This is a genomic window from Streptomonospora alba, assembly GCF_000826685.1.
Taxonomy (GTDB): domain Bacteria; phylum Actinomycetota; class Actinomycetes; order Streptosporangiales; family Streptosporangiaceae; genus Streptomonospora; species Streptomonospora alba.
The window spans coordinates 1-11,596 of the sequence record NZ_JROO01000002.1 but is presented as its reverse complement, the minus strand read 5'-3'; the positions used below and the strand labels follow the sequence as shown (position 1 = coordinate 11,596).

Annotated in this window: 12 protein-coding genes; 10 read left to right on the top strand and 2 right to left on the bottom strand. The window is 72.9% G+C overall.

Annotation, left to right across the window (positions count from 1 at the left end):
• Positions 1–41 precede the first annotated feature (41 nt).
• Together LP52_RS00695 and LP52_RS26940 are read right to left on the bottom strand one after the other, a co-directional pair.
• Positions 42–494 carry an SSI family serine proteinase inhibitor gene (locus LP52_RS00695; protein ID WP_084722773.1) on the bottom strand — a complete coding sequence of 151 codons (453 nt, stop codon included), beginning with the start codon at positions 492–494 and terminating at the stop codon, positions 42–44.
• A gap of 223 nt (positions 495–717) precedes the next feature.
• A complete protein-coding gene (locus LP52_RS26940) occupies positions 718–936 on the bottom strand; it encodes a hypothetical protein (protein WP_040269805.1) in 219 nt (72 codons plus the stop codon).
• Here LP52_RS26940 and LP52_RS00685 point away from each other — a divergent pair.
• From LP52_RS00685 to LP52_RS00640, 10 genes are all read left to right on the top strand, one after another.
• Entirely contained in the window at positions 935–1,114 is a 180-nt protein-coding gene (locus LP52_RS00685; RefSeq protein WP_040269803.1) for a hypothetical protein, read from the top strand. The genes LP52_RS26940 and LP52_RS00685 overlap by 2 nt on opposite strands.
• 250 nt (positions 1,115–1,364) lie before the next feature.
• Complete coding sequence (locus LP52_RS00680; protein ID WP_084722771.1) at positions 1,365–1,688, top strand: STAS domain-containing protein; 324 nt, start codon at positions 1,365–1,367, stop codon at positions 1,686–1,688.
• A 331-nt stretch (positions 1,689–2,019) separates the two neighbouring features.
• Complete coding sequence (entS, locus tag LP52_RS00675; protein ID WP_052809270.1) at positions 2,020–3,246, top strand: enterobactin transporter EntS; 1,227 nt, start codon at positions 2,020–2,022, stop codon at positions 3,244–3,246.
• 363 nt (positions 3,247–3,609) lie between these two features.
• A complete protein-coding gene (locus LP52_RS00670; RefSeq protein WP_040269801.1) occupies positions 3,610–4,395 on the top strand; it encodes a 2,3-dihydro-2,3-dihydroxybenzoate dehydrogenase in 786 nt (261 codons plus the stop codon).
• 128 nt (positions 4,396–4,523) lie between these two features.
• On the top strand, positions 4,524–5,720 hold the full coding sequence (locus LP52_RS00665) for an isochorismate synthase (RefSeq protein WP_040269799.1): 1,197 nt from the start codon (positions 4,524–4,526) through the stop codon (positions 5,718–5,720).
• A gap of 74 nt (positions 5,721–5,794) precedes the next feature.
• Positions 5,795–7,477 carry a (2,3-dihydroxybenzoyl)adenylate synthase gene (locus LP52_RS00660; RefSeq protein ID WP_052809269.1) on the top strand — a complete coding sequence of 561 codons (1,683 nt, stop codon included), beginning with the start codon at positions 5,795–5,797 and terminating at the stop codon, positions 7,475–7,477.
• 61 nt (positions 7,478–7,538) lie between these two features.
• Positions 7,539–8,201, top strand: a complete 663-nt coding sequence (locus tag LP52_RS00655) for an isochorismatase family protein (protein ID WP_040269798.1) — start codon at positions 7,539–7,541, stop codon at positions 8,199–8,201.
• A 57-nt stretch (positions 8,202–8,258) separates the two neighbouring features.
• Entirely contained in the window at positions 8,259–9,620 is a 1,362-nt protein-coding gene (locus tag LP52_RS00650) for a lysine N(6)-hydroxylase/L-ornithine N(5)-oxygenase family protein (protein WP_040269796.1), read from the top strand.
• A gap of 78 nt (positions 9,621–9,698) precedes the next feature.
• Entirely contained in the window at positions 9,699–9,953 is a 255-nt protein-coding gene (locus LP52_RS00645; RefSeq protein WP_084722769.1) for a phosphopantetheine-binding protein, read from the top strand.
• A 62-nt stretch (positions 9,954–10,015) separates the two neighbouring features.
• On the top strand, positions 10,016–11,518 hold the full coding sequence (locus LP52_RS00640) for a tryptophan 7-halogenase (RefSeq protein ID WP_040269795.1): 1,503 nt from the start codon (positions 10,016–10,018) through the stop codon (positions 11,516–11,518).
• Positions 11,519–11,596 lie beyond the last annotated feature (78 nt).

Sequence of the window (11,596 nt, the reverse complement as noted above, 5' to 3'; positions counted from 1 at the left end):
CCCCGTTCGGCGGTGGTCGGGAGCGGGGCTCCCGAGTCGGGTCAGCGGGGCTCGAAGTCGAAGACCCCGCCGGTCTCCGAGTGTGCGACACAGGCGTTGCTGAACGTCTCGTTGTAGCTCACCGGCGTCCCATGCCACATGCCGCTGGCGCGAAGCCGCACCGGCGCGTACTGCATGGTGCACATCGTGGTCTGCTGGGAGCGCTGCTCGCCCAAGGTCCGGAATTCGCCCCCGGAGTTCTCCAACGCTGCGCAGGCCTCATCGGCGCGCGGGTGCGACCCGCCCGCCGGGCGGCAGTGCAGAGTGGTGCTGTCGACCCCCCTTTCGTCCGGGACGGTCACCGACAGCCGCATCACGGCGTCGGGCATCTGCGCCGCCCGCGCTGCCGAGTCGGCTGAGGACGCGCCGGACGCCTCCTCGGCGTGCGCGGCCGGAGCGAGGGCCATCAGCGCGGTGACCAGGCCGAGAAGCACCGGTGTGCGTCGTTTCCGCATGTTGCCTCCTGAGGCGGGGCGGTACCGCCCCGCGACCGATTCATTGCACAGGGCAATTGAATCGCGACACAGTGTGTTCCAGCAGGTTTTCGCGGAAATCGGATGCGGAGTGTCGCCGCCCGTTGCGGGACGACGCGCAGGAGCCCTCGACGAGCCGGGTTCGGCGGGGTCGCTCGGGCGGTTCGGATCCGCCGGCGTGTGCGCAGGCCGGGTCCGCCGCCGACTACGTGTGCTCCCGGTCCTCGCCCTGGCCCTCGCCCTGCTCCGGGCCGTGGGCCATGCCCTGGCCCTGTGCTGGGGCCGCCGCGGCGCCCCGCTCCTGCAGCCGGCCGCAGAGCCGGCAGCGCACCGTCTCGGGCGGCAGCGGGCAAGGGCAGTAGTGGCAGGTTGTGGTGCACGCTGCGTCGAACTTGACGAGGAGGGCGTCGCGCATTTCGTCCATGGCGATCAGCCTGCCAGAACGGGCGGCCCGGCGTGTTCCGCGCGGCTTCGGCCGTTCGCTGGAACCCGGACGCGAGCGGCCCGTCGACAGGATCGCCCGCCTGGCCGAGGACGGCGGGGTGTTCGCGCTGCGCCTGCCGCTGTACCGCAGCGGCGACCGCGGGCTTGGCCTCCGCTGACCAGGTGGATCCGGGTTCAAGGAGGCGGGCGTTCTCAGTCCGGAACGTACGGACGAGAGGCGTCCGCTCGGGTGGCACAGGCCGTCGGCCCACGTGTCCGCACGGGATCCGCAGCAGCGCAGAACCCCGTGTCCGCGTTCCGGTTCCTCTCGGTCGCGCACGCCTGGAAAATGGGTCCGGATCGAAGACAGGGGACTCGACGGGCCGCTCGCCGCCCGCGGGTACGAGCGCAGTGCGTGGACGGGCCGTGATGTGCCAATTGGACTTGGGAATCAGCGATCGCGACGGGTGTACCGTCATGCGCCTGAGAGGCGAGCTGGACCTCGCCAGCGTCGATCGCTTCGAGCAGACCGCCGGCACCGCGGAGATCGTCTACGGCCCCCGCATGATCGTCGACCTCACCGAGCTGTCCTTCATCGACTCCGTAGGGCTGGGCGCGCTGGCCCGACTCCACCGCCGCCTCACCCGTACCGGCGGAACGTTCACCGTCATCGTCCCGCCGGGCAAGATCGACCGGATCTTCCACTACAGCGGCCTGAAAGGCGCCATGGACATCCGCACCCCGCCGGAGTGACACTGCACCGCCCGCGTCCCCGCTGACGGCGGGAGCGCGTTCGTGCATGCGGAATGCCGCTTCGTGCGGCACCGATGCCCGTCCGGTCGAGTGTTTCGCCTTGAGCGCTTCGACCGTCTGCCTACAGCACCGCAGCCCCGCCCTGTTCGCCACTCCCTCCGTCCTCTCGCCGCCCCGTGCGGACGCCTCCCGGCCCTGGGCGCTAACGTGGCCGCGGATGTGCTCGGGGGCGTCGGGCCGGGGACGGCGGGCTGAGGCGGCGACTCCTTCGGCCGGTCCGCGGCCGGATCCGGCCACTCGACCCCTTACCCGGATTGTCAGGAGCGCCGACGTGCCCGGAGTCGTGCTGGATCTCGGCCCGCTGCGGTCCAGCCGCTCCTTTCGGGTGCTGTTCGCATCCCGGGTCGTCGCCCTGGTCGGGGTGAGTCTCACCCTGGTAGCACTGTCGGTGCAGGTATACGGATTGACGGGATCGTCGCTGGCCGTGGGAACGGTCAACGCCGTCGCGGGCACGACTCTGGTCGCCGGAACGCTTCTCGGCGGTGTGCTGGCCGACCGGCTGGAGCGGCGGGCGCTGCTGCTGATCGCGCGCGGGGCCGCCGCGGGCGTGTTCGCCGCTCTCGCGCTCAACGCGGCGGCCGACCGGCCGAGCCTGCTGGCCGTCTACATCTGCGCGGCCGCGCTGGGTGTCGTCGACGGTGTCGGCGAGACCGCGCTGGTCACGGTGACCCCCGAGCTCGTGCGCGCTGACCAGTTGGCCGCCGCCGGTGCGCTGACGGCCATCACGACGCAGTTGGCCACGATGCTCGGCCCTTCGGCGGCCGGGCTGATCGTGGCCGGGCCGGGAGTCGTCGTCTGCTACGCCGCCACCTGCGCGGCGACGGTCGCTCAGGTGGTACTGATGCTGTGGCTGCCGAGGCTGCCCGCGGCCGTCGGGCAGGAGGCCGGCCGCCCGCTGCGCGCCTTGGGGGAGGCGTGGAGGTTCGCCCGGCGCCACCGCGTCATCGCCGGGCTGCTGCTCGTGGAGCTGTGCGGCGGGCTGCTCGCGTTGCCGTACGCGGTCTTTCCCGCGATGGGGGAGCGGGTGCTGGCGGGGGATGCGCGTACGGTCGGTCTGCTTTACTCGGCGCCGGCGGTGGGCGCCTTCCTCGGTGCGCTGTTCAGCGGCTGGGCCGGGCGCATCCGCCGCCCGGGCTGGGCGCTGATCGCCGCCGGGCTGCTCTGGGGCGCAGCGATGGCGGGATTCGGCGCGAGCCCGAACCTCGCGGCGGCGCTGGTGCTGCTGGGGCTGGCCGGCATGGCGATGGTCACCGCCGAGATCCTGCAGCGCGCCCTGCTGCAAGGGCACACGCCCAGCGCCCTGCTGGGCCGCGTCAGCTCTTTCTGGCTGGTGCTGGCAACCGCAGGCCCGGCTGCGGGCGGCGCGCTGGCCGGGGGGCTCGCCCAGGCCCTCGGCCCCGCGATCGCCGTCGTGGTCGGCGGCTTGGTCTGCACGACCGCTGTCGCGGTCATCGCGGCGGCGCTTCCGGGCCTGCGGCGTGCCGAATTGACCCCCTAGCGGCCTGACCTCGTAGGCGCCTGCCGATCCCTCATGCGGCGTCTTCCGTGCCAACCGCCGGAGCGCTTGCTTTCGGTGGCCGACTCGCAATCCACGTCCGCGCCGAAACGGCTGTCCTCTCCGTCACAGGTGGCTTACCCGCTCGCGGGGCCATCCGCCGCGCGCTGGTCAACGAATGCCCTGTGGCGAGTGAGAGGTTGCAGACAACCGAAGACTGTCCATTGCATCCGGATTGCTCCGCTTTGTCCGGGTTTTCAGGGTTGACACGATGCACTCTGCCGGTCAAGACTGACGGACAGTCGCTAAGGTAAGCATTGCCTTAGTGAGGTTTGCTTACCCTTTTTTGTCTGCGGAAGGAGAGGCGTGTCCCACAACGGGATCGCGGGCACCGTCGCCGTGGTGACCGGAGCCGCCGGAGGCATCGGACGGGCCGTGGCCGCCCGGCTGGCAGCCGAAGGTGCGGTGGTCGCCGCCGCCGACGTCGACGCCGAAGGGCTGGCCTCGCTGGTCGGCGGGTTGCACGCCGACGGGCGCAAGGCCGAGGGCTACACCGCAGACGTGCGCGACTCCGCGGCCGTGGAGGCGCTGTTCGGCGCCGTCGAGCGCGACCTCGGCCCCGTCGCCCACACCGTCAACGTCGCCGGTGTCCTCGCGACCGGGGACGCCACCGACACCCCCGACGCCCGATGGGAGCACCTCTTCGCCGTCAACACCGCCGGCGTCTTCCACGTCTGCCGCGCCGCCGCCCGTCGGATGCGGCCGCGGGGCTCGGGCACCATCACGACCGTGGGCTCCAACGCCGCCGGCGTACCCCGCTCCGGCATGGCCGCCTACGGCGCCTCCAAGGCCGCGGCGACCATGTTCACCAAGTCCCTCGGCCTTGAACTCGCGCCGCAGGGCATCCGCTGCAACGTCGTCTCGCCCGGCTCGACCGACACCCCCATGCAGCGCGGCATGTGGGACGGCGACGAGGGCGCCCGCGGTGTGATCGCCGGATCGCCCGAGCGCTTCCGCGTGGGCGTCCCGCTGGGCCGCATCGCCGTCCCCGACGACATCGCCGACGCCGTGTGCTTCCTGGCCTCCTCCTCCGCCCGCCACATCACCATGCACGACCTCTACGTCGACGGGGGCGCGACGCTGCGCGCCTGAGCCCGGCCCGACGCGCCCCGCGCCCCCTCCAACCCCATTTCCACACTTCACCGACCTGCTCAGTAGGTTCCCGGACCTCTCGCCGAGGCCCCGAATCAGGCCGGTGCCGGCCAGAAAGAGACCTGCCGGTGTTCCACCAGTACAACCACCCCGCCGCCGCGGCGGCCGGAGACCTCCTCGACGCCTACCGCCCCGGGAACGCCTTCCTCGCGGCCCCGAGCGGAGCGATCCTGGGCGAGGGCGCCGCGGCGGCGGCCGAACGCCTGGAGGACGTGGGCGACCTGCTGGCCCAGGGCACCGCCGACTCCGCCTCCGGACCGATCGCGATCGGCGCGATCCCCTTCGACGCCGCCGCCCCCGGCCGCCTCGTGGTTCCGGACCGAGTGCGCCAAGCTCCGCCGCTGACCGAAAGTCGGAACAGCCACCGCGGGCAGCGCCCGCTGCCCGGACCCTGGGCCATGCGCCCCCTGCCCGAGCCCGCCGAGCACGCCGCCGGGGTCGAACGCCTCCTCAAGCGCCTGGCCCGAGGCGACGGCGACGACGGCCCCGCCAAGATCGTCCTCGCGCGTTCGCTGCGGCTGAGCGGCCCCGGCCCCGTCGACGTCGGCCAACTGCTGAACAACCTCGCCTGGCGCGACCCGGCCGCCTGCACCTTCGCTCTGGATCTCCCCGCCGCCTCGCCCGCGCCGCGCACCCTCGTCGGCGCCAGCCCCGAGCTGCTCGTGGCCAAGCGCGGCGGCCGGGTCGTCTCCAACCCGCTGGCAGGTTCCGCACCGCGCAGCGCCGACCCCAGCAAGGACCAGCTCAGCGCCGTGGAACTGCTCGGCTCGGCCAAGGACCGCCACGAGCACGCCGTCGTCGTCGAGGCCGTCACCGAGGCCCTGCGCCCCTACTGCCGCACCCTTGAGGTCCCCGAGCCCGAACTGGCCCGCACCGCCACCCTGTGGCACCTGTCCACCCGCGTCACCGGCGAGCTCATCGACCCCGCCACCCCCTCGCCGGTGCTCGCCGCCGCCCTGCACCCCACACCGGCCGTCTGCGGCAGCCCCACGGACGCCGCACGCGCGGCCATCGCCGAGATCGAGCCCTTCGACCGCGGCTTCTACACCGGTGCCGTGGGCTACACCGACGCCCGCGGCGACGGCGAGTGGATCGTCTCCATCCGCTGCGCCGACGTCGCCGGCGACACCCTCGACCTGTTCGCCGGAGGCGGCATCGTCGGCGATTCCGAACCCGACGCCGAACTCGCCGAAACCTCCGCGAAGCTGCGCACCCTGCTGCTCGCCCTCGGAGTCAACCAACCGCTCATCGCACCGCCGCGCTGACGCGTCCGGCCCCTTTCCCCACGCCCGCCGACCGCAGCCTCCAGCACCGCCGTCGAAAGGAAGCGCCCACCGCCATGCTCGCCGGATGCACCCCTTGGCCCCCGGAGTTCGCCGACCGCTACCGCGAGCGCGGCTACTGGACCGGCGAGACCCTCGGCGCGTTCCTGCGTGAGCGTGCGCGCCGCTATGCCGACCGCACCGCCGTCGTCGGCGCCGGGCGGCGCTGGAGCTACACCGAGCTCGACGTCCGCGCCGACCGTACCGCCGCCGGCCTGGCGCGACTGGGCATCGGCGCCGGCGACCGCGTTGTCGTCCAGCTGCCCAACATCCCCGACGTCTTCGAGGTCGCCTTCGCCCTGTTCCGGCTGGGCGCCCTGCCCGTGTACGCGCTGCCCGCCCACCGCCGCGCCGAGATCTCCTACCTGTGCTCCTTCACCGACGCCGCCGCGCTGGTCGTCGCCGACACCCATGGCGGGTTCGACTACCGCGACCTGGCCGCACAGGTGCGCGCCGAGACCGGCGGTCCCGAGCACGTCCTCGTCGCCGGCGACACCGGCGGCCGCCCCGGCCTCACCCCGCTGGAGCAGATCCGCGAGCAGGGCGGCGCAGGTCCCGGAGCCACAGCCGAGCCCGACCCCGCCGACGTCGCGTTCCTCCAGCTCTCCGGCGGCACCACCGGGCTGCCCAAGCTCATCCCGCGCACCCACGACGACTACCTCTACTCCGTGCGCGCCAGTGCCGAGATCTGCGCTCTGGACACCGCGACCGTCTACCTCGCCGCGCTTCCGGTCGTGCACAACTTCCCGATGAGCTCGCCGGGCTTCCTCGGCGTCTTCAGCGCCGGCGGCACCGTCGTGCTCGCCCCCGATCCCAGCCCCGCCACCTGCCTGGCGCTGGTCGAGCAGGAGTCGGTCACCCACACCGCGGTCGTACCGCCGGTGGCGATGCTGTGGCTGGACGCCGTCGACGGCGGCTCCCAGGCCCACCGCGACCTGTCGTGCCTGCGGGTGCTGCAGGTGGGCGGCGCCAAGTTCGCCCCCGAAGCCGCCCGCCGCGTACGCCTCACCCTGGGGTGCGCGCTGCAGCAGGTCTTCGGCATGGCCGAAGGGCTGGTCAACTACACCCGCGACGACGACCCCGAGGAGACCGTCGTGACCACCCAGGGCCGGCCCATCTCAGACGACGACGAGATCCGCGTCGTCGACAGCGACGGGACCGAGGTGCCCGAGGGAGCACTCGGCGAACTGCAGACTCGCGGCCCCTACACCATCCGCGGCTACTACCGCGCGCCCGAGCACAACTCCGAGGCGTTCACCGCCGACGGCTACTACCGCACCGGCGACCTGGTCCGCCTCACCCCCACCGGCCACCTCGTCGTCGAAGGCCGCGCCAAGGACCAGATCAACCGCGGCGGCGAGAAGATCGCCCCCGACGAGGTCGAGGACCACCTGCTGGCCCACCCCGGCGTGCACGACGCCGCCGTGGTCGCCATGCCCGACGGGTTCCTGGGCGAGCGCACCTGCGCCTACGTCGTCCCTCGCGGCACCGGGGCAGCCCGCGCGCAGCTGCTGGGGTTCCTGCGCGAACGCGGACTGGCCGCCTACAAGATCCCCGACCGCGTCGAATTCGTCGCCGCCTTCCCCGCCACCGGCGTCGGCAAGGTCAGCCGGCGCGAACTGCGCGAGGCGGTACGCGCCGCCCACGCCCCCGACGCCGCGGACCCGCCGACCGTCCCGGCACCGCCTTCGCAGCAGTGACGCCACCGAAGACGCTCGCCACCGCACCGCCACGCCCGCCGCCCCGCCGAATGGACATCCGATGCCGCTGCCGCACATCGAGCCCTACGAGCTGCCCGCCCCGGCCCAACTGCCGCCCAACCGCGCTGACTGGCGCCCCGACCCCGCGCGGGCGGTGCTGCTCATCCACGACATGCAGCACTACTTCCTGCGTCCGTACCGCACCGGCGCCCAGCCGCTGGACGGGGCGCTGGCCAACATCGCCGCCTTGGGCGAGCGCGCCCGCGCCGCCGGCGTGCCCGTGGTCTACACCGCCAAGCCGGGCGACATGCCGCCCGAGCACCGCGGCCTCGAAGGCGACTTCTGGGGCGCCGGCATGCGCGCCGTGCCCGAGCAGTCCGACATCGCCGCCGCGCTGCGGCCCCAGGAGGGCGACGTGCTGGTCACCAAGCGCCGCTACAGCGCGTTCGTGGGCACCGACCTGGCCGAGCGGCTGGAGCGCATGGGTCGCGACCAGCTGCTGGTCACCGGTGTCTACGCGCACATCGGCTGCCTGCTCACCGCCGCCGACGCGTTCATGCGCGACATCCAGCCGTTTCTGATCGCAGACGCCACGGCCGACTTCAGCGCCGAGGACCACCGCCACGCGCTGCGTTACGTGGCCCAGCGCTGCGGGATGGCGCTGTCGACACGCGAGGCCGCCGCCGCGCTGTCGCCCGCCCCCGCGTTCGACTCGCGCGTGTGAGCGCCGGGCCACGTGCTCCCCATTCGACAACCGATCCCGGCGAGTGAAAGGACCCCTGTGACCGACACGCCGCAGCCCCCGCCCACCCACGACCTGGTGGGGATCGGCTTCGGGCCCTCCAACGTCGCGCTGGCCATCGGCCTGCGCGAGCAGCGCGAGCGCGCCGCCGCCGACCCCGCCACACCGCCGCTGAGCGGGACCTTCCTCGAACGCCAGACCGAGTTCGGGTGGCACCGCGGCATGCTGCTGGACGACGCCACCATGCAGGTCTCCTTCCTCAAGGACCTGGTGACCACCCGCAACCCCGCCAGCGACTTCGGCTTCCTGTCCTATCTGCACGCCGTGGGCCGGCTGCACGACTTCATCAACCACAAGACGCTGTTCCCCCTGCGCGCGGAGTTCCACGACTATCTGGCCTGGTGCGCCGACCGCGTCGGCGACCAGGTCCACTACGGCGCCGAGGCCGTGGGCGTGGAACCCGTCCGCGACGAGGCCGGGCGCATCGCCGGACTCGACGTCCTCGCGCGCACGTCCGACGGTGCCCTGCAGCGGCGCCGCGGCCGCAACGTCGTCTTCGCGCCCGGGCTCACCCCGCGCCTGCCCGAGGGCGCGCGGCTGAGCGAGCGCGTCTGGCACAACGAGTACCTGCTGCAGCGCCTGGAACGCCTGGACGAAAGCGCCGACCCCGGCTCCTTCGTCGTCGTGGGCGCCGGGCAGAGCGCAGCCGAATGCGTCGAGCACCTCTACCGCCGCTTCCCGCGTGCCCGGGTGCACGCCGTGTTCTCCCGCTACGGCTACAGCCCTTCCGACGACAGCCCCTTCGCCAACCGCATCTTCGATCCCGAGGCCGTCGACGACTTCTACTGCGCCTCGGCCGAGACCAAGGCCGACATCATGGGCTACCACCGCAACACCAACTACTCGGTGGTCGACCCCGACCTGATCGACACCCTGTACCAGGCCGCCTACCAGGACAAGGTCAAGGGCGCCGAGCGGCTGCGGATCCACAACACCTCCCGCGTGACCGACGTGCACGAGGGCCCCGGCGGCGTGACCGCGACCGTGGAGGACCTGGCCAGCGGAAAGCACACGGCCGTGGAGGCCGACTACCTCGTCTACGCGACCGGCTACACCGCGGCCGACCCGCGCGATCTGCTCGGCGAGGTCGCCGAGCACGTCGTCAGCGACGCCCAAGGGCGGCCCGCCGTCGAGCGCGACTACCGGCTGGCCACCTCCGACGAGGTCACCTGCGGCATCTACCTGCAAGGCGGCACCGAGCACACCCACGGAATCTCGTCCTCGCTGCTGTCCAACGTCGCCGTGCGGGTCGGCGAGATCCTCGACGCGATCAGCGCCCGCACCGCCACCTCCGCCGCCACCGCCGCCCGGCCCGCCGAGGCGGCGGTCTTCGGGCGCTGACCCGGCGCCGCCTCCCCCCGAGGAACCGGAACTCTCCACGTCCGACCGAAACACAGCCGACCTGAGGAGAACGCCGCCGTGTCCGAAAACCCCGCCGCCGACACCGCTGCCGGACTGACCGTCGAGCGCCTCCGCGCCGACGTCGAGCAGGTGCTGGGCGAGCCCCCAGGCTCCCTGGGCGAGCACGACAACCTGCTCGACCGGGGCATGGACTCCATCCGCCTCATGAGCCTGGTCGAGAGCTGGCGCACCGCGGGCGTCGAGACCGACTTCATCACCCTGGCCGAGGAGCCCACGGTCGCGGCCTGGACCCGGCTGCTGCTCGACGTCTGAACACGAAGGCCGCCGAGCCCCGCCCCCTCCCCCGAGACCGCCTGAGACCAGGAGCCGCGTTTATGAACGCCCCAGAGGAATTCGATGTCATCGTCGTCGGAGGCGGCCCCGCCGGCTCCACCGCCGCCACCCTGATAGCCGACCAGGGCCACCGGGTGGTGCTGCTGGAGAAGGAGCGCTTCCCCCGCTACCAGATCGGCGAGTCGCTGCTGCCGGCCACCGTGCACGGCGTGTGCCGCCTGCTCGGCGCCGACGAGGAGATCCGCCGCGCCGGGTTCACCACCAAGCGGGGCGGCAGCTTCCGGTGGGGAACCAGCCCCGACCCGTGGAACTTCCTGTTCGCGCTGTCGCCCGAGCTGTCCGGCCCGACCTCCTACGCCTACCAGGTCGACCGGATGACCTTCGACGACATCCTGCTGCGCAACGCCGCCCGCCACGGCGTCGAGGTGCGTGAGGAATCGGCCGCGCTGGAGGCCGTCACCACGAACGGACGCGTCACCGGTCTGGTCTACAGCGACCCCTCCGGTGTCCGCCGGGAACTCGCCGCAGCCCACGTCGTCGACGCCTCCGGCAGCACCGGCCGCCTGCACGGGGCCGCCGGCGGCACTCGCCACTACTCCGACTTCTTCCAGAACCTCGCCGTCTTCGGCTACTTCGCCGGCGGCGGCCGCATGCCCGAGCCCGACGCCGGCAACATCCTCTGCGCCGCGTTCGACGAGGGCTGGCTGTGGTACATCCCGCTGCGCGAGGACCTCACGAGCGTGGGCGCCGTCCTCAACCACGACCAGGCCCCCCGTATCCAGGCCGACCGCGAGGGCACGCTGCGCGAGTCCATCCAGCGCTGCGGGATCGTCCGCGACCTGCTGGGCGATACCGAGCGCATCACCGAGGGCACCTACGGCAGCGTCCGCGTGCGCCGCGACTACTCCTACGCCAACACCCGGTTCTGGGCGCCAGGCATCACGCTGATCGGCGATGCCGCCTGCTTCATCGACCCCGTCTTCTCCACCGGCGTGCACCTGGCCACCTACAGCGGGCTGCTCGCCGCGCGCTCCGTCAACAGCGTGCTGGCCGGCGAGCTGAGCGAGGAGCGGGCCTTCGGCGAGTTCGAGGGGCGCTACCGCCGCGAGTACGCGGTCTTCTACGAGTTCCTCGCCGCCTTCTACGACATGCGCCAGCGCGAGGAGACCTACTTCTGGACGGCACGCAAGGTCACCAACATGCAGGCCGAGGACATGCAGGCCTTCGCCACCCTGGTCGCCGGCGCATCCTCCGCCGAGGCCGCGCTGGTGGGCGCCGACACACTCGCGCAGCGGTTCGGCTCCTCCTCGGCCGAGCTGACCGGAGCGGTGGAGCGCACCGGCGCCGCCCGAACGACCAGCGGCGAACGGATGACAGAGCTGTTCCGCGCGCCCGTGGTGGCTGACGTCATGGCGGAGATGAACCGGATCCAGCGGCGCGGCGCCACCGGGCCGGCCGCAGGCGAGGCCCCGCTGCTGGACGGCGGCCTGGTGCCCTCGGCGGACGGTCGGCACTGGGTTGAACCGGACGCCGCTCCCGCCTGATTCGGCCCGACTTCGCCCCGGTCCGCGTCCTCGGGCGCGGGCCGCGTCCTCTAAGCCGGCCCGTGCCTCAAGGCGCGG